The sequence below is a fragment of the Sphingomonas jinjuensis genome (assembly GCF_014197105.1).
Lineage (GTDB): Bacteria > Pseudomonadota > Alphaproteobacteria > Sphingomonadales > Sphingomonadaceae > Sphingomonas > Sphingomonas jinjuensis.
The window spans coordinates 489433-507915 of the sequence record NZ_JACIEV010000001.1 but is presented as its reverse complement, the minus strand read 5'-3'; the positions used below and the strand labels follow the sequence as shown (position 1 = coordinate 507915).

At 68.8% G+C, this 18483-nt stretch carries 20 protein-coding genes; 10 read left to right on the top strand and 10 right to left on the bottom strand.

Translation table 11 applies throughout. From position 1 onward, the window contains the following. Positions 1 to 21: 21 nt before the first annotated feature. The gene (locus GGQ80_RS02470) at positions 22 to 801 is read left to right on the top strand and encodes an arylamine N-acetyltransferase family protein (RefSeq protein WP_183982457.1); all 780 of its coding nucleotides are present in this window, start codon (positions 22 to 24) and stop codon (positions 799 to 801) included. Positions 802 to 955: 154 nt separating this feature from the next. On the opposite strand, the gene GGQ80_RS02465 is transcribed toward GGQ80_RS02470, so the two are convergent. Continuing rightward, complete coding sequence (locus tag GGQ80_RS02465) at positions 956 to 1189, bottom strand: zinc-finger domain-containing protein (RefSeq protein WP_183982181.1); 234 nt, start codon at positions 1187 to 1189, stop codon at positions 956 to 958. 90 nt (positions 1190 to 1279) lie between these two features. Between GGQ80_RS02465 and GGQ80_RS02460 the strand changes: the two genes are divergently transcribed. After that, complete coding sequence (locus tag GGQ80_RS02460; RefSeq protein WP_183982179.1) at positions 1280 to 2200, top strand: ABC transporter ATP-binding protein; 921 nt, start codon at positions 1280 to 1282, stop codon at positions 2198 to 2200. A 7-nt stretch (positions 2201 to 2207) separates the two neighbouring features. Here GGQ80_RS02460 and GGQ80_RS02455 read toward each other — a convergent pair whose 3' ends face one another. The 6 genes from GGQ80_RS02455 to lgt form a co-directional block, all read right to left on the bottom strand. Next, positions 2208 to 2594, bottom strand: a complete 387-nt coding sequence (locus GGQ80_RS02455) for a hypothetical protein (RefSeq protein WP_183982177.1) — start codon at positions 2592 to 2594, stop codon at positions 2208 to 2210. Positions 2595 to 2793: 199 nt separating this feature from the next. After that, on the bottom strand, positions 2794 to 4116 hold the full coding sequence (locus GGQ80_RS02450; RefSeq protein WP_183982176.1) for a cystathionine gamma-synthase family protein: 1323 nt from the start codon (positions 4114 to 4116) through the stop codon (positions 2794 to 2796). 190 nt (positions 4117 to 4306) lie between these two features. Next, positions 4307 to 5077, bottom strand: a complete 771-nt coding sequence (pgeF, locus tag GGQ80_RS02445; protein ID WP_343050767.1) for a peptidoglycan editing factor PgeF — start codon at positions 5075 to 5077, stop codon at positions 4307 to 4309. Continuing rightward, positions 5074 to 5580 carry a GNAT family N-acetyltransferase gene (locus GGQ80_RS02440; RefSeq protein ID WP_183982175.1) on the bottom strand — a complete coding sequence of 169 codons (507 nt, stop codon included), beginning with the start codon at positions 5578 to 5580 and terminating at the stop codon, positions 5074 to 5076. The genes pgeF and GGQ80_RS02440 overlap by 4 nt, the downstream gene beginning before the upstream one ends. Next, positions 5577 to 6575, bottom strand: a complete 999-nt coding sequence (locus GGQ80_RS02435; RefSeq protein ID WP_425506010.1) for a class I SAM-dependent methyltransferase — start codon at positions 6573 to 6575, stop codon at positions 5577 to 5579. The genes GGQ80_RS02440 and GGQ80_RS02435 overlap by 4 nt, the downstream gene beginning before the upstream one ends. A 178-nt stretch (positions 6576 to 6753) precedes the next feature. Next, the gene (gene lgt, locus GGQ80_RS02430) at positions 6754 to 7632 is read right to left on the bottom strand and encodes a prolipoprotein diacylglyceryl transferase (protein WP_183982173.1); all 879 of its coding nucleotides are present in this window, start codon (positions 7630 to 7632) and stop codon (positions 6754 to 6756) included. Positions 7633 to 7697: 65 nt separating this feature from the next. On the opposite strand from lgt, the gene GGQ80_RS02425 reads away from it, so the two are divergent. Further along, complete coding sequence (locus GGQ80_RS02425; protein ID WP_183982171.1) at positions 7698 to 9389, top strand: class I adenylate-forming enzyme family protein; 1692 nt, start codon at positions 7698 to 7700, stop codon at positions 9387 to 9389. 127 nt (positions 9390 to 9516) lie between these two features. Here GGQ80_RS02425 and GGQ80_RS02420 read toward each other — a convergent pair whose 3' ends face one another. Continuing rightward, the gene (locus GGQ80_RS02420) at positions 9517 to 10353 is read right to left on the bottom strand and encodes a MipA/OmpV family protein (RefSeq protein WP_183982169.1); all 837 of its coding nucleotides are present in this window, start codon (positions 10351 to 10353) and stop codon (positions 9517 to 9519) included. A gap of 194 nt (positions 10354 to 10547) precedes the next feature. Between GGQ80_RS02420 and GGQ80_RS02415 the strand changes: the two genes are divergently transcribed. The 3 genes from GGQ80_RS02415 to phbB are packed head-to-tail and all read left to right on the top strand — an operon-like array spanning position 10548 to position 14549. Beyond that, on the top strand, positions 10548 to 12752 hold the full coding sequence (locus tag GGQ80_RS02415) for a molybdopterin cofactor-binding domain-containing protein (RefSeq protein WP_183982167.1): 2205 nt from the start codon (positions 10548 to 10550) through the stop codon (positions 12750 to 12752). A gap of 37 nt (positions 12753 to 12789) precedes the next feature. After that, a complete protein-coding gene (gene hemH, locus GGQ80_RS02410; RefSeq protein ID WP_183982165.1) occupies positions 12790 to 13797 on the top strand; it encodes a ferrochelatase in 1008 nt (335 codons plus the stop codon). 29 nt (positions 13798 to 13826) lie between these two features. Beyond that, complete coding sequence (gene phbB, locus GGQ80_RS02405; protein WP_183982163.1) at positions 13827 to 14549, top strand: acetoacetyl-CoA reductase; 723 nt, start codon at positions 13827 to 13829, stop codon at positions 14547 to 14549. A 429-nt stretch (positions 14550 to 14978) separates the two neighbouring features. On the opposite strand, the gene GGQ80_RS02400 is transcribed toward phbB, so the two are convergent. After that, positions 14979 to 15341, bottom strand: a complete 363-nt coding sequence (locus tag GGQ80_RS02400; protein WP_183982161.1) for a glycine zipper 2TM domain-containing protein — start codon at positions 15339 to 15341, stop codon at positions 14979 to 14981. 161 nt (positions 15342 to 15502) lie between these two features. On the opposite strand from GGQ80_RS02400, the gene GGQ80_RS02395 reads away from it, so the two are divergent. Then, positions 15503 to 16465, top strand: a complete 963-nt coding sequence (locus tag GGQ80_RS02395; RefSeq protein ID WP_183982160.1) for an esterase-like activity of phytase family protein — start codon at positions 15503 to 15505, stop codon at positions 16463 to 16465. Positions 16466 to 16548: 83 nt separating this feature from the next. On the opposite strand, the gene rpmB is transcribed toward GGQ80_RS02395, so the two are convergent. Beyond that, a complete protein-coding gene (rpmB, locus tag GGQ80_RS02390; RefSeq protein WP_183982159.1) occupies positions 16549 to 16848 on the bottom strand; it encodes a 50S ribosomal protein L28 in 300 nt (99 codons plus the stop codon). A 145-nt stretch (positions 16849 to 16993) separates the two neighbouring features. On the opposite strand from rpmB, the gene GGQ80_RS02385 reads away from it, so the two are divergent. The 3 genes from GGQ80_RS02385 to GGQ80_RS02375 all read left to right on the top strand — a co-directional run bounded on the left by GGQ80_RS02385 (position 16994) and on the right by GGQ80_RS02375 (position 18452). Beyond that, positions 16994 to 17203: a hypothetical protein gene (locus tag GGQ80_RS02385; RefSeq protein ID WP_183982158.1), complete on the top strand. Its 210-nt coding sequence runs from the start codon at positions 16994 to 16996 to the stop codon at positions 17201 to 17203. A 64-nt stretch (positions 17204 to 17267) separates the two neighbouring features. Further along, on the top strand, positions 17268 to 17696 hold the full coding sequence (locus tag GGQ80_RS02380) for a nucleoside deaminase (protein ID WP_183982454.1): 429 nt from the start codon (positions 17268 to 17270) through the stop codon (positions 17694 to 17696). 102 nt (positions 17697 to 17798) lie between these two features. Then, the gene (locus GGQ80_RS02375; protein ID WP_183982157.1) at positions 17799 to 18452 is read left to right on the top strand and encodes a hypothetical protein; all 654 of its coding nucleotides are present in this window, start codon (positions 17799 to 17801) and stop codon (positions 18450 to 18452) included. The last annotated feature ends 31 nt before the right edge of the window (positions 18453 to 18483 follow it).

The window sequence follows — 18483 nt, the reverse complement described above, 5'->3', positions numbered from 1 at the left end:
CCCTATCTGGAGCGCATCGGCATGCCCGCGCGCCCCACGCTCGACGCCGCCGGCCTGCAGCGGCTGCAGTTCGCACATCGCACCGCGATCCCGTTCGAGAACCTCGACATCCGCCTTGGCCGCGGCATCGCGATCGACTCCGTCTCGGTCTTCGCCAAGCTCGTGGGCCAGCGCCGTGGCGGCTATTGCTTCGAGCAGAACCGCCTGTTCCTCGACGCGCTGGCCGACCTCGGCTTCGAGGCGCGCCCGCTGCTCGCCCGCGTCTGGCTGGGCGCCGAGGCGACCCCGCCGCTCACCCATACGCTCAGCCTGGTGACGCTCGGGGGCGCACCGTGGATCGCCGACGCCGGCTTCGGCGGCAGCTATGCCCCGGTCATGCCACTGGTCGATGGCGCCGCAGCGACCGCACCCGACGGCGCCACCTTCCGCCTGTCGCACGAAGACGGCGAATGGACCTTGTGGCGCGAGGGCGATCCCGCCACCACCGACGGCCGCAACACCGCGCCCGGCTGGCAACGCCAGTTCAGCTTCACCACCGCCGAGGTGCCCGACGCCGACCTCATGATGGGCAATTGGTGGACTCAGTCGCACCCCGACAGCCGCTTCGTCCGCCACGTCATCGCCAGCATCATCCTGCCCCACGGCTTCGCGAAGCTGACCGATCGCTCCTATGCGCGCATGGCGGCGGGCGAGGGCAGCGACGCCGAGATCACCGACCCCCGCGTCTATCGCATGCGCATGAGCCTGATGTTCGGCATCGATTTGACGCCCGAAGAGCTGGCGGGGCTGGGGTTGTTCTGAGTCCCTCCTCATCCTGAACTTGTTTCAGGATCTCCATCCGCAGGCGCAACGCTCGTGGCAAAGAGATGCTGAAACAAGTTCAGCATGACGGTGAGCTTCCCGTCATTGCGAGCGTAGCGAAGCAATGACGAATGAGGTATCGAAAAAGGACCCCTCAGGCCCCCGCGCCATCCCCATGGTCACGCAACATCGCCTGATCTACCCCGTCGGCGGGCCCGCCGACCAGCACGAAGCGCCGGTCGCAATAACCGCAATCGACATATCCCGTCTCGTCGATCTCCAGATAGACGCGCGGATGGCCCAGCGCGGCGCCGCCGGGGATGTCGGTGGCGCCGTCGCAGGCGACGCGGCGCTGGGTGACGCGGGAGACTTCGGGCGGCGGCAACATGGGGCGTGCGATAGCAATGCCGTCGCCCGGCTTCAATCCGTCTCGGATACGTGGTTGGCATTGATGGCCCTGCGGCCTATCGATCGCACCATGACGGACGCGGCGATCTCGATCCAGGGCCTGGGCAAGACCTACAAAGGGGGCAAGCGCGCGCTCGACGGCGTCAGCTTCGACGTGCCGCGCGGCCAGATCTTCGGCCTGCTCGGCCCCAATGGCGCGGGCAAGTCGACGCTGATCAACATCCTCGCCGGACTGGTCAACAAGACCGAGGGCCGCGCGACGATCTGGGGCTTCGATATCGACGAGCACCCGCGCAACGCGAAGGTCTCGATCGGCATCGTTAACCAGGAAATCCTGTTCGACCCCTTCTTCACCCCCGTCGAGACGCTGGAGATCCAGGCGGGGCTGTACGGCGTCCCCAAGGGCCAGCGCCGCAGCCTTGACCTGCTGCGCGCCGTCCATCTGGAGGACAAGGCGAACGCCTATGCCCGCACGCTGTCGGGTGGCATGAAGAGGCGGCTGATGGTGGCGAAGGCGATGGTCCATTCGCCCCCCGTCCTCGTCCTCGACGAACCGACCGCCGGCGTTGACATCGAGCTTCGCCAGCAGCTGTGGGCCTATGTCCGCGAACTCAACGCCGCCGGCGTCACCGTCGTGCTGACGACCCATTATCTCGAAGAAGCCGAGGAGCTGTGCGATCGCATCGCGATCATCAATCACGGCCGCCTGATCGCCAACGAGCCGACCCGCGAGCTAGTCGGCCGCGCACAGGAAAAGATCGTGGCCGTGACGGTCGACCGCGACGTCGCCGCGCCGCCCGCCAACGCCTGTTTCCAGAAGATCGCACTGGTCGGCGACCGCACGCTCGAGATCACCTACGACAAGAGCCGGGTGAATGCCGGCGAGGTGCTGGGCGCGATCACCGCCGAGGGGCTGGGCATCGTCGACGTGTCGACCAAGGAACCCGATCTCGAGGACGTGTTCCTCAGCCTCACCCGCTCGGTGGCGTAGCGATCACTCAATAATAGGTGTCGTAGCTCGGCACCGGCTGGTTGCAGACGCGGCTGTTGCCGCGCTTGCACGCACGCACCTGCTGGCGCCACGCCCACATCGCATCGGCATAGGCGGCCTCCTGCCGCTCGTAGCGGACCTGGTCGTCGATCAGCGTCGCGGCATGGGCAAGCACCGCGGCACGATAGGCGGCGCGATCGGCGGCCAGCGCGGCGGCACGGTCCTGGTTCATTTCCGCCATCGACATCGTGCGCGCCTCGGCCTGGGCGGCGACCGTGCCGTTCGCGGCGGCTACCGGCGCGGTCGGCTGCGCCGGCGGCTGGTCCTGGTTGGGAAGCGAGCCGGGCAGCGGCGTCGCGGTCTGGACGAGTGCGGCAAGAACGAGCGTCAGCATGGGTACATTCCTCGCTGTGAAGCCCCGACAACGGGTTATCGGCGAGGGCGTTCCAGATGCCGCCCCACCCGTCTCGGACACCGACCCCTTCCGTCATGCTGAACTTGTTTCAGCATCCCAGACCGCCAGCGCGACGACGGAGAGATGCTGAATCAAGTTCAGCATGACGAAATTGGACTATCGCCACCCCGATTCGGGATCAGATCGCCGCCAGCGCCTGGTCGAAGTCGGCGATCAGGTCGCCCGCATCCTCGACCCCGATCGAGATACGCACCAGATTGTCGGTGATCCCCAGCGCCTTCTTGCGCGCCTCGGGTACCGACAGGTGGGTCATCGCCGCGGGATGGCTCGCCAGCGTCTCGGTGCCACCCAGGCTGACCGCCAGCTTCGCGATCTTCAGCGCATCGAGGAAGCGGAACGCCTCCGCTTCGCCGCCCTTCACCAGCAGCGAGAAGGTCGATCCCGCGCCGGTGCAGTGGCGGTCATAGATGTCCTGCTGCCGCTTGTCGGTGATGAAGCCCAGATAGCCCATGCTCTCGACCTTGGGATGCTGGCGCAGGAATTCGCAGACCTTCACCGCATTCTCGCCTGCGCGGCTCATCCGAAGCTCCAGCGTCTCCAGGCTGCGCAACAGCATCCAGGCGGTATTGGGGTCGCAGATCGTGCCGATCGTGTTGCGCATCGAGCGGATGGTGTTGATGTGCTCCTTCGACCCCAGCACGCCCCCCGCGACCAGGTCCGAATGGCCGCCCGCATATTTGGTCAGCGAATAGACCACGATCTCGGCGCCATGCTTCAGCGGCTGCGACCAGAGTGGTCCCAGGAAGGTGTTGTCGATCGCGATCGGCGGCTTGACCGCGGCATTGGCGAAGATCGCGTCGCGGCTGGCACGCACCGCCTGCACGTCGACCAGCGCGTTGGTCGGGTTGGCGGGGCTTTCCAGATAGATCAGCGCGACGTTGCCGGTCGCCGCCTTGCTGAGCACCGCGTCGATCTCCTCGCGCGTCGCTCCCGCCGGGAAGTCGAGCCAGTGAACGCCGAACCGGCCCAGGATCCGCGCGATCAGCGTCTCGGTCGCCGCATAGAGCGGGCCCGAATGGACGATCGTGTCGCCCGGCTTGACCATCGACAGGAACAGCGTCGCGATCGCCGCCATGCCGCTGGAAAAGGCGAGCGCATCCTCCGCCTCTTCCCAGATGCCGAGCCGATCCTCCAGGATCTCCTGGTTCGGCCCGTTGAAGCGCGAATAGACGAGGCCTTCCGCCCCGCCCGGCCGCTTGCCCGTCACGCCCTCGAAATGCCGCTTGCCCGCCGCCGCATTGGGAAAGACGAAGGTCGAGGTCAGGAAGATCGGCGGCTTCAGCGATCCTTCCGACAGCGCCGGGTCGAAGCCATGGCCCATCATCAGCGTCGACGGCTTCAGCTTGCGTCCGCCGATCTGGTCGACCTCGGGCTTGGGGCTGACGCGCGTCTCGACAGCGGTCAGGTCGGCTTCGGTCGGCAGGCTCTTCTTGTCGGCCATGATGGTCTCCTTCTGACAGGATCATAGCCGCGAGATAGTCACAAGGGAAACTATCCTCCAAATCCTCCCCCGCCAGGGGGAGGTGGCAGCGCAGCTGACGGAGGGGGCGGTAAGCGACCCACTGTCGGCAGGGCTTCCTCCCCCTCCGTCACGCCCCCGGCGCGCCACCTGCCCTTGGCGGGGGAGGATTTCAGGACGACGGCGCGATCCCGATCAAACTGATCTGCCTTCCGTAATCGGGCTCGCTGCGATGCGTCGCACGGCGATAGCTGTAGAATCGCTCCTCGTCGGCATAGGTATCGAGCCCCAGCGTCTCGACCCGCCCGACGCCCGCATCCGCAAGCCGGTGCGCGACATATGCTTCGAGGTCGAACTGGTATCGCCCGTCGCGCCCGTCGCCGAAGAAGCGCTCGTTGGCGGGATCCTCCTGCGCGAAGCGGCGCAAGAAGGCGGCATCGACCTCGTAGCTTGCGCGCGCGATGCACGGGCCGACCGCGGCGACGATCCGCCCCGCGCGCGCGCCCAGTGCCTCCATCGCGGCGATCGCGGCATCGGTAACGCCGCCGATCGCGCCTTTCCACCCCGCATGCGCCGCGCCGATCACGCCCGCCTCGCGGTCGGCGAGCAGCACCGGCGCGCAATCGGCGGTCAGGATGCCGAGCAGCAGCCCCGGCCGATTGGTGACCAGCGCATCGGCATGCGGCCGCTGTGCGTCGTCATATGGCGCCAGGATCGTCACCGCCTCCGCCGAATGGATCTGGTACGCCGTCGCCAGCCGTGCGCCCGGCAGCACCGCGTCGGCGGCGCGGCGCCGGTTCTCCGCCACCGCGACCGGATCGTCTTCCGATCCCAGCCCGACGTTGAGCCCCGCCATCGCCCCTGTCGACACGCCGCCGCGCCGGCCGAGAAAGCCATGCGCCACCCCATCGAGCAACCGCGCGCGGTTCACCTCGACGTTCACAGCGCCAGCCGCATGAGATCGTCCTCATCGACGTGATTGCCGACCGGAAAGGCATAGGTGCCGATCCGCTCGAACCCCAGCCGCGCATAGAAGCGCTTGGCCCGCTCGTTCTCGATAAACACCGACAGATACAGGTCCTGCGCCCCCTCGTCGCGCGCGGTCGCGATCGCCCAGTCCATCAGCACCGCCGCGACGCCGGCGCCCTGCCAAGGTTTCAGCACATACAGCTGGCGCAGCTCCGCCGATGGACCGCGCGGCTCGACCGGCAGCTTGGGCGGGCCCAGCTTGGCGAAGCCGACGATCCGCTCCTCCTCCTCGGCGACACGAATCCGATAGCCCGGATCGCACAACTCCCCCGCCCACGCCTCCTCGCCGCAGCCGCCGAGAAACGCCGCCAGATCCTCCGCCGCATAGAGATGCCCGAAGGTCGCGGTGAAGCTTTCCGCGAACACCGCCGCCAGCGCCGCGGCGTCGGCGGGCGTCGCGTCGCGATAGGCGATCATGCGCCGAACCCGGCGGGCGTCGGCCACCCCGGTGCGGTCACCGCCATCGCCTTGAACAGGCTGCCCATCTCGCCCACCAGCCGCATCCGGTCGGCGGCGATCCGCTCCGCCAGGTCGGGGCGTGCCCGCGCCAGCGTCGCCGCGCGCGAATCGATGCCCAGCTTCACCAGCAGCTCGGCCTGCTCGATCGGTCCCCAGGCGGTCGTCCCCGCCGCCTGCGCCGCCGCCGCCACTGTCGTGAAGTCGACATGCGCGGTCAGGTCGTTCTCGCCCGGCGTCTCGAACGGATTGGCGAAGCCATGGCCGCGCACCGCCTGCAGCGTCTCGCCAAGCGCCGGGCCTTCATGCCCGTAATCGATCGCCAGCATCGCCCCGCCCTGCCGCGCGAGCCGGCCCGCAAGCCCGCGCACCGTCGTCACCACCGCGGTCGACACCTCCAGGATCGCGCCGGCCGCGGCGTCGCGCAGCGGTTCGGGAATGACCTCGTCCGGCACCGACTTGCCGACGACGGGCAGGAACAGCGTGTCCTGGCACGCGACCAGCCGCTCGTGCCAGCCGTCGCTGCGCCTGACGAGCTGGCGGATCGGCAGCGCGTCGAAGAATTCGTTGGCGACGACGATCAGCGCGACGTCGTCCGGCAGCGTGTCGATCGAATCATGCCAGGTCGCCCCCGGCACCCGCTCGGCCTGCAGCCCGCGCAGCAGCGGACTCGTCTCGACGAAATGCACCGCCGGCGCCAACCCCGCCTTCGCCATCGCGCGCAGGGCGTCGGCCGACAGCGTGCCGCGCCCCGGCCCCAGCTCGACCCACGCCACCGCCGGCCGCCCGGCGCGATCCCACAGGTCGGCGGCCCATAGCCCGACCAGCTCGCCGAACATCTGGCTGATCTCGGGCGCGGTCACGAAGTCGCCGCCCGCGCCCAGCGGATCGCGCGTCGCATAATAATGCGCATTGGCCGCAGCCATATACTGCGACACCGGGATCGGCCCCGCCATCGTGATCGCCCGCGCCAGGCGATCGGGCAGGGTGCCTTCCACGTCGTCACTCACAGGCCGTCATCCGTTTCCCATCACCGTCATCCCGAACTCGTTTTGGGATCTCCCTGTGGCGCGCGCACCGCCTGCCCCACGGAGATGCTGAAACACGTTCAGCATGACGGAGCGTGGCCGACGGTCACGCCACGCTCTCCGTCCCCCAGGTCGGCTCGACCCGCACCCGCCGCTCCGCCGCGGTCAGCATCAGGTACAGTCCGGCCAGGATCATCGGCACGCACAGCCATTGCCCCATGTGCAGCCCCGTCGCCTCGGCGAAGTCGCGCAGCTGGCGGTCGGGCTCGCGGAAAAACTCGACGGTGAAGCGCGCCAGCCCATACCCCAGCAGGAACAGCCCGACGAGCTTGCCCGGATCGTAACGCGCCTTGGTCCGCCAGAAGGCGAAGGCCAGCACCGCAAACAGCAGCACACCCTCCAGCCCCGCCTCGTACAGCTGGCTGGGATGGCGCGCCGGCTCGGCCATGCCGAACGGCACGGTATTCTCGAACACGATGCCCCAGGGAACGTCGGTCGGCTTGCCCCACAGCTCGCCGTTGACGAAATTGGCGAGCCGGCCGAAGAACAGCCCGAACGGCACCGCGCACGCGACATAATCATGGACGCGCAGCCAGTTGAGCCCGTGCCGCCGCGCGAACAGGATGATCCCCAGCGACGTGCCGATGACCCCGCCGTGAAAGCTCATGCCGCCATCCCACAGTCGCAGGATGTTGAGCGGATGCAGGATCATCTCGGGCGCGTAGAACAGGACATAGCCGATCCGCCCGCCCAGGATGATGCCCAGCGTCGCATAGAACACCAGGTCGTCGGCATGGCGCCGCGCCATCGGCGCCCCCGGCTGCGCGAGCAGCTTCAGCAGATACCACCAGCCGACCAGGATGCCGGCGATATACGCCAGGCTGTACCAGCGCAGCGTGAAGAAGCCGATCGAGAAGACGTCGGGGTGAAGCCCCAGGTCTTCGAAGCGGATATGGCCCGCGGCGGCGAGAACAGACAGGATCAAGGCTTTCCCCTCGGCAATCGCGTCTGCATAGTGACGCAAAGGCACAAGACCAAGCGGAGAGAGAGATGCGGACCGAGCTCGACCGGCGAATGGACGAGACGATGGCGGCGCTGACCGGCGAAAACGGGCCGCTGCGCGTCGCCACGGTCGAGCGCGACGGCCGGACGATGCCGATCATCGCCACCGCACCGCCGACCCTCGCCGCCTATTTTGCGCATTTCTGCGCCCAGCACGCCGATGCGACCTTCCTCGTCGCCGGCGACGAGCGGCTGACCTTCACGCAAGTGTACGATCACGCCGGCCGCGTCGCCCGCGCGCTGGTCGGTCACGGCATCGCCAGGGGCGACCGCGTCGGTATCGCGATGCGCAACTCGCCGTCGTGGATCGTGCTCTACATGGGCATCATCATGGCGGGCGGCATCGCGACATTGCTCAACGGCTGGTGGCAGGCCGAGGAGCTGGAGGCCGGCATCGCCGAGGTCGACTGCACGCTGGTGCTCGCCGATCCGCCACGCCGCCGCCGGCTGGACCAGCTCGCCGGCCTGTCGGTGCGGATCATCGAGATCGACGACACCCTGCCGCTCGCCCATGCGCTCGCCGCCTTCGCGGATACCGACGCGACGCTGCCCGCGATCGAGCCGACCGACATGGCGACGATCCTGTTCACCAGCGGCTCGACCGGCCAGTCGAAGGGCGCGCTCGCCGACCATCGCGGCATCGTCCAGGGCATCTTCAACTATCTCGCCCAGGCGATGATGATGCTCGGCCTCGCCACGCAGGACGGCAACCCGCCGACCGGCCAGCCGTCGACCCTGCTGACCATTCCCCTCTTCCACGTCACCGCCGAGATCCCGGTGATGCTGCAAAGCTTCGCGATGGGTCGCAAGCTGGTCATCATGCCCAAGTGGGACGCGCTCGAGGCGATGCGGCTGATCGAGCGGGAGAAGATTACCTATTTCGTCGGCGTGCCGCTGATGAGCTTCGAGATCCTCAACCATCCGCAGCGCGACGCGTTCGACCTGTCGACCGTCACCGACTTCGCCGCCGGCGGTGCGCCGCGACCGGTCGAGCACGTCCGCCGCCTCGACGCCGAAATGGGCGGCCCCGCGCCGCTGATCGGCTATGGCCTGACCGAAACCAACGCGGTCGGCACCGGTAACTGGCGGTCGAACTACATCGCCAAGCCGTCGTCGGCGGGCCGCCCCTCCGCGCCATTGGTCGATCTCGCGATCCTCGACGACGACGGCAGACCCCTAGGCCAGGACGAGCGCGGCGAGGTGTCGATCCGGTCCGTCTGCAATTTCCGCGGCTATTGGCGCCGTCCCGACGCGACCGCCGCCTGCATGACCGCCGACGGCTATTTCCGCACCGGCGACATCGGCTATCTCGACGAGGACGGCTATCTGTTCATCGTCGACCGCAAGAAGGACATCATCATCCGCGGCGGCGAAAATATCAGCTGCCAGGAGGTCGAAGCCGCGCTTTACGAACATCCCGACGTCGCCGAGTGCGCCGTCTTCGGCCTGGCCGACGAGCGCTTCGGCGAAGTCCCCGGCGCGGTGGTGCATCTGGCCGAGGGCTCGACCGCGACCGTCGACGACCTGTGCGGCTTCCTGAAGGACCATATCGCCGCGTTCAAGGTGCCCCAGCGCCTCTGGCTCTCCGCCGTCGCCCTGCCCCGTCTCGGCACCGAGAAGATCGACAAGGTATCCTTGCGCAACACCTACCGCGCGCTGGCGGCGAAGGAGCTGGCCTGAGTCCTGCCCCCCACAAACCACCGTCATCCCCGCGCAAGCGGGAATCCATAGTCGCTGAACGCCTTGGGTCTCACCGCGACCAGCCAGTATGGATCGCCGCCTTCGCGAGAATGACGAGGAGGGCGGGCTAGAACGTGTAAGCCACGCCCAGCGTATACGCCCACTGCCGCGGCGACCCGGCGTCCTTGACGATCGGCGACGCCGCATAGCGCCCCAACAGGCGCGTGTAGTTAACCCCGCCGACCAGCCCCAGGCCATGCGTCAGGTCGCTCGACAGCATATGCTCCCCCAGAACGCCGACCTCCCAGTCCTTCCATCCTGACGACGCCCCGGCCAGGTCATAGCCCGCAAGCCCGCTCTTCGCGCTGCCCGCGGCCGAGATGTCGTAATAATAGCGTCCGAACTTGCGCCCGACATAGTCCGCATCCGCCGACAGGCTGACATAGTCATGATGCGACAGCGGCGTGCTGTAGCTCACCGCCGGCTCCCAATAGCCGCCGCCATAGGCGCCCGACACATCCTGCTGATACGCCACCGACAGTGAGACGCTGTCGTAGGGACTGGTCACCACCCCCGTCCGCTGGATGCCGATCCACGCCCCCGGCTCCCACGCCGTCTTCAGCTTGCCCAGCGCCGACACCTGCACATCGCGGATCAGCGCGGTGCGATCGAGGCGGACGTTGATCGACGGCCCCGCCTCGAGCTTCCACCCCGGCTTGCCGTCGCCGCGGATCGCATCGACCGAGAATTCGGTGCCCGCGGTGCCGAACGAATGCCCCCATAATTGCCCCTGCACCGCGACGCCGGGGATCACGACCGAATTATTCGACCCGATGTAGCTCGGCACCACTGCCGGGCCGATGCCGACGGTGATCCGGTTGCCGCCGACATCGACGTCGTCGGTGGTGGACTGGGCCGTCGCCGGAGTCGCCACGGCGAGGGCGGCAAGAAAAATGAGGCGCATGAGTCGTGTCTCCACCTGCCCTCACCCTTCCCATCGCCTTTGGCGATGGGCCCCTTCCCTCTCCCGCTGGGAGAGGGAGGGAGGCGCGAAGCGCCGGAAGGGTGAGGACATTTGACTCGAACCTACCGCCCCCCACATGATCCCCCCCACACCGCCCGATGACGCCGACGTCATGACGCGCTACGGCAGCCGCCATGCCAGTCACCCGGCGCAACATTTTGATCGGCGGTGGTGCCGGGATCGGCCTGATCGCCGCCTGGGCGCTGTGGCCGCGTACCTACACGCCGAGGCTGACGCTCAATCCGGGTGAGACCGCGTTCGGCGCCTGGCTGAAGATCGGCATCGACGGCCATGTCACCGTCGTCGTGCCGCAATGCGAGCACGGCCAGGGCGTCTACACCGCGCTGCCCCAGATCGTCGCCGACGAGCTTGGCGCCGACTGGCGCACCGTCGGCGTCGAACCGGCGCCGATCGGGCCGTTCTACGCCAACCCCCTCGCGCTCGACGAGCTGTTCGAGGGCAACTTCGATCGCCTCCCGGCCGGCGTCCGCGACACGCTGGCGAAACGCAGCGCGCTGATGCTGACCGGGGCCGCCACCTCGGTCCGCCAGTTTGAGGCGCCGCTGCGCGAGGCCGCCGCCGCCGCCCGCGCCCTCCTCTGCCAGGCTGCGGCACAGCGCTGGGGCATCGACTGGAACCAGACCCGGACGGAGGCGGGCTTCGTCGTCGCCGGCAACCGCAGCCTGCGCTTCGCCGAGCTCGCCGCGGAGGCAACCGGCTTCCCCGTGCCCGATCCGCTCCCGATCGGCACCCAGGGCGCGGGCAAGCTCGCCGGCCAGTCGGTCCCGCGCCTCGACACCCCGGCCAAGGTCGACGGCTCCGCCAATTTCGCCGGCGACGTCCGCCTGCCCGACATGGTCCATGCCGCGATCCGCCAGGCGCCCCCGGGCGACAGTCGCCTGATCCGCGTCGACACCGCGGCGGCCGACCGCGTGCGCGGCGCGATCGCCGTCGTCCAGAACCCGCGCTGGGTTGCTGCCGTCGCCACGACCTGGTGGGCGGCCACCCGCGCGCTCGACGCCGCCGCGCCACGCTTCGAGACGCGCGGCCTGATCGATTCGGCCTCGATCGACCGAGCGCTGGCCGCCGCGTTCGCCCAACCCGGCCACCGTGTCGCGGCGGTCGGCGACGTCGATGCCGCCATGACGTCGGGCCGTACGATCGCCGCCGATTATACCGCCGCCGCCGCCGTCCACGCCGCGATCGAGACGATGAGCGCGGTGGCCGCCTGGCGCGACGATCGGCTCGAACTCTGGATGCCGACGCAGGCGCCCTCCCTGGCGCGCGCCGCCGCCGCTGCGGCGGCCGGCGTGTCCGAAGCGAGCGTCGTCATCCATCCGATGCTCGCCGGCGGCTCGTTCGGCGCCAACCTCGAAGCGCTCGCCGCCGAGCAGGCCGCGATCCTCGCGCTTCGGCTCAAGCGCCCCGTCAGCCTGGTCTGGCCGCGCGCCGAGGACCTGGTCCACGATCGCGTCCGTCCGCCGGCACGCGCACGCATGGCCGCCCGCCTCGCGGGCAACGGCGCGATCCTCGGCTGGCACGCACGCATCGCCGCGCCCGCGACCGGCGCCGAGCTGGCGCACCGGCTGATGCCCGGCGCCGTCACCGACCTGGCGCTCGCCGGTCGCCGCGGCGACCCCTATGCCGTCGCCGGTGCCGCCCCGCCCTATCGCCTGCCCGCGATGGCGGTCGATCATCACCCCGCCGACATCGGCCTGCCTACCGGCCACCTGCGCGGCGGCGCGCATGGCTACACCGCCTTCTTCACCGAGTGCTTTCTGGACGAAATTGCGCGCGCCAGCGGCTCGGAGCCGATGTCGTTCCGCATCGGCATGCTCGGCGGCAACCCCCGCCTCGCCCGCTGCCTCACCACTGCGGCGGCGCTGGGCGGATGGGACGGCGGCACCAGCGGCGGCGGACAGGGCATCGCGGCGCACGCCTTTCGCGGCAGCTTCATCGCGGTGCTGGCAGAAGCGCATCTCGACGACGACGGGCGCCCGGCGGTCGATCGCCTCGTCGCCGCGGTCGATGCCGGTCGGCTGGTCAATCCGGACCTTGCTCGCCAGCAGATCGAGAGCGGCCTGATCTTCGGCATGGCGATGGCGCTCGGTGGCGCCACCGGCTATACCCGCAACCTTGCCGATGCGCGCGGGTTCGCTTCGCTCGCCCTGCCCCGCCTCGCCGACACCCCCGACATCAACGTCGAATTTGTCCCCAGCGATGAGGATTCGGGCGGCATCGGCGATCTCGGCGTGCCCGCCGTCGCCCCCGCCATCGCCAACGCCATCCACGCCGCCACCGGACAGCGGCTGCGCGGCCTACCACTGCGGGCGTCGTGAGGGAGACACACCCCGCCCCGTTGGTTTACCTCATACGATGATGCTTCCCCCCGAACACCCCGCCATCCCGGCGCCCAAGATCGGCGTCCTCCTTATCAACCTCGGCACACCCGATTCGCCCGAGCCGCGCAGCGTGAAGCGCTATCTTGCCGAATTCCTTTCCGACCGCCGCGTCGTCGAGCTCCCCGCCATCGCCTGGCAGCCGATCCTGCGCGGCATCATCCTCAATACCCGCCCCAAAAAATCCGCCCACGCCTATAGCCAGGTCTGGACCGAAGACGGCTCGCCGCTCGCCGCGATCACCCGCGCGCAGGGCAAGGCGCTGGAGGGGACGTTCGGCGATGGCGTCGTCGTCGACTGGGCGATGCGCTATGGCCGCCCCGCGATCGGTGACCGGCTTCAGGCGCTGAAGGACATGGGCTGCGAGCGCATCCTGCTCGCCCCGCTCTACCCGCAATATTGCGCCGCCACGACCGCCACCGCCAACGACAAGGCGTTCGCGAAGCTCGCGACGATGCGCTGGCAGCCAGCGATCCGCACGCTGCCGCCCTATCACGACGATCCCGCCTATATCGACGCGCTGAAGACCAGCGTCGAGGCCGGGCTCGCCACGCTCGACTTCGTGCCCGACGCGATCATCGCGAGCTTCCACGGCATGCCCAAGCGAACGCTGGCGCTCGGCGACCCCTATCACTGCCATTGCCAGAAGACCGCGCGGCTGCTGGGCGAAGCGATGGGCCGCGACCTCGTTGTGGCCTTCCAGTCGCGCTTCGGTCCCGCCGAATGGCTCGGCCCCGCGACCGACACCACGCTCGAACAACTGGCGCAGGGCGGCACCGGCAAGGTCGCGCTGATCGCGCCCGGTTTCTCGGCCGACTGCCTGGAGACATTGGAGGAACTCGCAATCCGCGGGCGCGAATCCTTCATCGCGGCAGGCGGAACCCATTTCGCCTATCTTCCCTGCCTCAACGACACCCCCGTCGGGATCGAAATGTTGCGCGGCTTACTTGCACGTGAACTTGAAGGCTGGGCCGCCCGCCCGTAGCGTCATCTCCAGCTTTTGGGAGAGAATGCATGGCACGGGTGGCGATCGTCACGGGTGGAACGCGCGGTATCGGCGAGGCGATCAGCCTGGCGCTCAAGGATGCCGGGATGACGGTCGCGGCCAATTATGCCGGTAACGACGAGCGGGCGCGCGCCTTTACCGAGCGTACCGGAATCAGGGCGTATAAGTGGGACGTCGCCGATTACGACGCATGCCAGGCAGGCTGCGCGCAGGTCGCTGCCGAGCTCGGCCCGATCGACGTCCTCGTCAACAACGCCGGCATCACCCGCGACGGCACGATCCTGAAGATGTCGTACGACATGTGGAAAGAAGTGATCGACACCAACCTGGGCGGTTGCTTCAACATGGCGAAGGCCGTCTTTCCCGGCATGCGTGAAAAGAAGTGGGGCCGGATCGTCAACATCGGCTCGATCAACGGCCAGGCGGGCCAATACGGCCAGGTCAACTATGCCGCGGCGAAGAGCGGCATCCACGGCTTCACCAAGGCGCTGGCCCAGGAAGGCGCGCGCGCCGGCGTCACCGTCAACGCGATCGCCCCCGGCTACATCGACACCGACATGGTCGCCGCGGTCCCGGGCGAGGTGCTGGAAAAGATCGTAGCCAAGATCCCCGTCGGCCGCTTGGGCAAGGCGGAAGAGATCGCGCGCGGCGTGGCGTTCCTGTGTTCGGAGGAGGGCGGCTTCGTCACCGGCTCGACGCTGTCGATCAACGGTGGGCAGCATATGTACTGACGGGCGCAGGCCCGCGCGTCGCGGGCCGGTCGCGCACCGCGCGAGCGCCCGGCACGGCCGGCGGGTCGGCGCCAGCCGATCCCGTTCGACGTCACGGCGGCGGCTTAGCCGTCGCCGCGCCCGCGGCCCTCTACCCCGTCACCCGTCGCGCTGACCCTGTCGAAGCACCCGTCGGCGACCCATCCTTCGCCAAGCTCACGACGAACGGGGGTGTGAAAGCGCCCCAGCGCATCCCCCACCGCCGACGGCAAAGCCGCCGGCGTGACGTCGACCGGGTTCGGCTGTGCCGACCCGCCGGCCGGTTCGGGCGCTGCGGCGTTTCGCGCGCACCGCACGGCCGTGGCCGCGCCCGAACGAACAGAGGGGCCGGCTGCTTTCGCAACCGACCCCTCACCCCGTTACGCTACAAGGGGTACGCGTACTGCCGACTTAGCGGCGGCAGTAACCCGGACGATCGGATCGATCGATCGCGCGGCCGGCCAGCGCTCCGGCGCCGGCACCCAGCACCGCGCCGAGCGTGCGGTCGCCGCGACCCGCGACGGTGTGGCCCAGCAGGCCGCCGGCGATCGCGCCGACGATGGTGCCGCCGTCGCCGTCGTTGCACTTCTGGCGCGCGCGATAATTTTGATAGCTCTCGCGATAATAGCCGCGGTTACCCCGCGCATAACGGTCACCGCGATCGTAGCGGTCGCCGTAATAACCGCGCTGCGCAGCCGCCGGGGTCGCGGGAACCAGGGTGGTCGCGCCCATCGCCAGCGCCGCGCCGACCAGTGAAAGCTTCTTGAACATCATTCGTCTCCCGTCGTCTCTTCGGCTGGAGAGGTCCGCCGCAAAGGGGGACTCGTCCGTCGATGACGATGCTTCTGGCCGATTCGCGTTGAGCCGACGCTGAATGCACCCGTTATCGGGGGTTCAGGCTTCCGCCGGGCGGCGGAGACGCTTAGACGCGCGATGTGCGCATCGTCTTCGTCGTCCTTGCGGTGCTGCTGCTGGTACCCGGCTGGGCCGGTGAGGAGCGCCTGCGCTTCCTCGACGCGACCGCGCGAATGACCGCCGTGCGCGTGTCGCTCGATCCCGCCGACCCCGCCCGCCGCCGCGTCGGTGCGCTGACCTTCCTCGGCGGCCTTGCCCTGAACAGTCCCGACAAGGCGTTCGGAGGCTTTTCGGCGCTGCATACCGACGGGCGCCGCTTCACCCTCCTCAGCGACGGCGGCAGCATCGTCCGCTTCACGCTGACGCCCGACTGGCGAATCGTCGCGCCCGACTTCGCGCATGTCCCCGGCGGTCCGCGCAACGGCCAGCAGCGCAGCGATCGCGACAGCGAATCGCTGGTGACCGACGGTCGCCACGTCTGGGTCGGCTTCGAATCGGTCAACGAGATCTGGCGCTATGACGCCGGGTTCACCCGCACCGAGCGCTACGTCCAGCCGTCACCCATGCGCCGCTGGCGCCGCAACGGCGGACCGGAAACGATGATCCGCCTGCGCGACGGTCGCTTCATCGTCATCAGCGAAGACCCGCCCAAGAACGAATCGCTGCGCGAGGGCCTGGTCTTTCCCGGCGATCCCGTCCGCGGCGCCCAGCCCTTCGCCTTCCGCTTCGTGCCGCCGGACGGCTATAATCCCAGCGACGGCTGCGAGCTGCCCGATGGCCGGCTGCTCATCCTGCTGCGCAACTGGCAATTCCCGCTGCGATTCGCGAGCCGGCTGATGATCGTCGACCCGGCGACGATTCGGCCCGGCGCGATCGTCACCGGTCGAACGATCGCGACGCTCGCCGCGCCGCTGATCCACGACAATTTCGAAGGCGTGGCGGCGATTCGCGAAGGCGGCGCCACCGTCATCTGGATCGTCGCCGACGACAATCAGCTGATCCTGGAACGCTCGCTCCTGCTGAAGTTCAGGCTCGACGCCTAACGTCGCGCACAGGCGCAACGCGAAAAACCCGCCGCTTCCCCGAAGCGGCGGGCTTTCGTCAGGCCCGAACCGTGAAGAAGGTGTCAGGCCGCGACGGCGGCCGACGAGCGCTTCTTCAGGATGTCCTTCTTCAGCTTGCGGCAGCGCGCCGACAGCTTCTCGTTGCTGGTCTTGACCAGCCAGTTGTCGAGACCGCCATTGTGCTCCACCGAGCGCAGGCCGTGCGTCGACACGCGCAGACGCACGGTCTGGTCGAGGGCGTCGGAGATCAGCGACACATTCTGCAGGTTCGGCAGAAAGGTACGCTTGGTCTTGTTGTTGGCGTGGGAAACGTTGTTCCCCACCTGCCGGCCCTTGCCGGTCAGCTCGCAGATGCGCGACATGGTTTTCGATCCTGAATTTCGGTTGCCCGGAAAGCGTGCGCCACTAGCGGCTCGGGGGTGATCCGTCAACCGCATGGCCATGCAACCAGCCGGCGATACACGGCGTTGTTACGCCAGCGATCCATTCACGAAAAGGTATCCGACGATGCGCGCTCTGCTCACCCTCCTCGCCGTCGCGGCGCTGGTCCTCATCGCGCTCATGTATTTCGGCATCGTCAGCATCGACCAGACCCGCCCCGCCGTTGTCCAGGCGCCCGCCTTCAAGGCCGATGTCGCCCGCGTGACCGTCGGGACCGAGAACAAGACCGTCCAGGTCCCGACCGTCGACGTCCAGAAGCCCGCCGAGCAGCGCTGACGGCCGCTGGACGGGGCCTGCGGCGATAGGGCAAGCGGGACGGGTGTTCCCGCTGCCCGCCCCGATGCGCCACGCCCTCGACGCCGCCACCGCTGCCGCCGCGTCGGGCGAAGTACCCGTCGGTGCGGTGGTGATGCTGGGCGATAGGATCGTCGCCACCGCCGCCAACGCCCCCCGCACGCTCCACGATCCCACTGCGCACGCCGAAATGCTGGCGATCCGCGCCGCCGCTGCCGCGCTAGGCCGCGACCGGCTGGAGGATTGCGACCTGTGGGTGACGCTGGAGCCCTGCGCGATGTGCGCCGGTGCCATCGCCCACGCCCGAATCGCCCGCGTCTATTACAGCGCCCCCGATCCCAAGGGCGGCGCGGTCGAACACGGGCCCCGTTTCTTCACCCAGCCGACCTGCCATCACCGGCCGGACGTCTATGCCGGAATCGGCGAGCGCGAATCGGCCGATTTGCTTCGGCGGTTCTTTGCGGAACGGCGATAGCAGCGACACCAGGCGGCGAGCCGGGAAATCTGCGCCGGCCCGCTGCACCATCTCTTAAGTCCATCCCGCTAGGCATCGTGCGCCATCACGACGAGGTTACCGATGCCCCCGCTTCCCGCCGCCATCCGTGCGCTGCTCGCCGCCGGCCTCCTCGTCTCGACGCCCGTCACCGCGCGCCACGTCGACGCCCCGCCACTGATCGTCTTCGATGCCGCCATTGCAAGCTGCAAGGCGGCGGCGGCGCGACTCGACGCGCAGCCGTCGCTCACCGGCGAAGTCTACGGCGGCGTCGGCCAGTCACTGGCGGCATTGCCGCCACTGCTCCAGCGCTATGTCACCACCGCCAACCAGGGCATTGACCGGCCGCGCACGCTGACCCGCTATCCACTTGCCGACGGTCATCTGTGGGTCATCACCTGGCGGCTTCGGCCTGCCTGCGACATCATGGTGACCGAAACCACCGATCCTGCCGCCCATGCCGCGCTTTTCGCAGAGCGCTTCCATCCGGCGATCGGCTGGGACCGTCGCCTGACCCAGCCTGCCACGGCTACCGCGCCGCTGGCGACGCACGTCTTCACCAGTTGGATCAAGGAACGGTCGCCCACGCACGGCGTCCGCGCCACACTGCGATCGCTCCTTCCGCGGGCCAACGATCCCCGCGACGTCGTGCAGATGGAAGCAAGCTTCGTCGGCGGCGAGATGTCGATCGACCCCACCGACGTCCGCGTCAGAAGCACGATCACCCTTACCGGCTGATCCGCGCCTGACGGAAGGCACGGCGCACTAC

Excerpts from the sequence above, each read along its gene's own strand:
- GGQ80_RS02470 (WP_183982457.1), top strand. The coding sequence starts at position 22 with ATGCCCGCGCGCCCCACGCTCGACGCCGCCGGCCTGCAGCGGCTGCAG.
- GGQ80_RS02465 (WP_183982181.1), bottom strand. The coding sequence starts at position 1,189 with ATGTTGCCGCCGCCCGAAGTCTCCCGCGTCACCCAGCGCCGCGTCGCC.
- GGQ80_RS02460 (WP_183982179.1), top strand. The coding sequence starts at position 1,280 with ATGACGGACGCGGCGATCTCGATCCAGGGCCTGGGCAAGACCTACAAA.
- GGQ80_RS02455 (WP_183982177.1), bottom strand. The coding sequence starts at position 2,594 with ATGCTGACGCTCGTTCTTGCCGCACTCGTCCAGACCGCGACGCCGCTG.
- GGQ80_RS02450 (WP_183982176.1), bottom strand. The coding sequence starts at position 4,116 with ATGGCCGACAAGAAGAGCCTGCCGACCGAAGCCGACCTGACCGCTGTC.
- GGQ80_RS02440 (WP_183982175.1), bottom strand. The coding sequence starts at position 5,580 with ATGATCGCCTATCGCGACGCGACGCCCGCCGACGCCGCGGCGCTGGCG.
- GGQ80_RS02435 (WP_425506010.1), bottom strand. The coding sequence starts at position 6,575 with ATGGCGGGGCCGATCCCGGTGTCGCAGTATATGGCTGCGGCCAATGCG.
- GGQ80_RS02425 (WP_183982171.1), top strand. The coding sequence starts at position 7,698 with ATGCGGACCGAGCTCGACCGGCGAATGGACGAGACGATGGCGGCGCTG.
- GGQ80_RS02420 (WP_183982169.1), bottom strand. The coding sequence starts at position 10,353 with ATGCGCCTCATTTTTCTTGCCGCCCTCGCCGTGGCGACTCCGGCGACG.
- GGQ80_RS02415 (WP_183982167.1), top strand. The coding sequence starts at position 10,548 with ATGCCAGTCACCCGGCGCAACATTTTGATCGGCGGTGGTGCCGGGATC.
- hemH (WP_183982165.1), top strand. The coding sequence starts at position 12,790 with ATGATGCTTCCCCCCGAACACCCCGCCATCCCGGCGCCCAAGATCGGC.
- phbB (WP_183982163.1), top strand. The coding sequence starts at position 13,827 with ATGGCACGGGTGGCGATCGTCACGGGTGGAACGCGCGGTATCGGCGAG.
- GGQ80_RS02400 (WP_183982161.1), bottom strand. The coding sequence starts at position 15,341 with ATGATGTTCAAGAAGCTTTCACTGGTCGGCGCGGCGCTGGCGATGGGC.
- rpmB (WP_183982159.1), bottom strand. The coding sequence starts at position 16,848 with ATGTCGCGCATCTGCGAGCTGACCGGCAAGGGCCGGCAGGTGGGGAAC.
- GGQ80_RS02385 (WP_183982158.1), top strand. The coding sequence starts at position 16,994 with ATGCGCGCTCTGCTCACCCTCCTCGCCGTCGCGGCGCTGGTCCTCATC.
- GGQ80_RS02380 (WP_183982454.1), top strand. The coding sequence starts at position 17,268 with ATGCGCCACGCCCTCGACGCCGCCACCGCTGCCGCCGCGTCGGGCGAA.
- GGQ80_RS02375 (WP_183982157.1), top strand. The coding sequence starts at position 17,799 with ATGCCCCCGCTTCCCGCCGCCATCCGTGCGCTGCTCGCCGCCGGCCTC.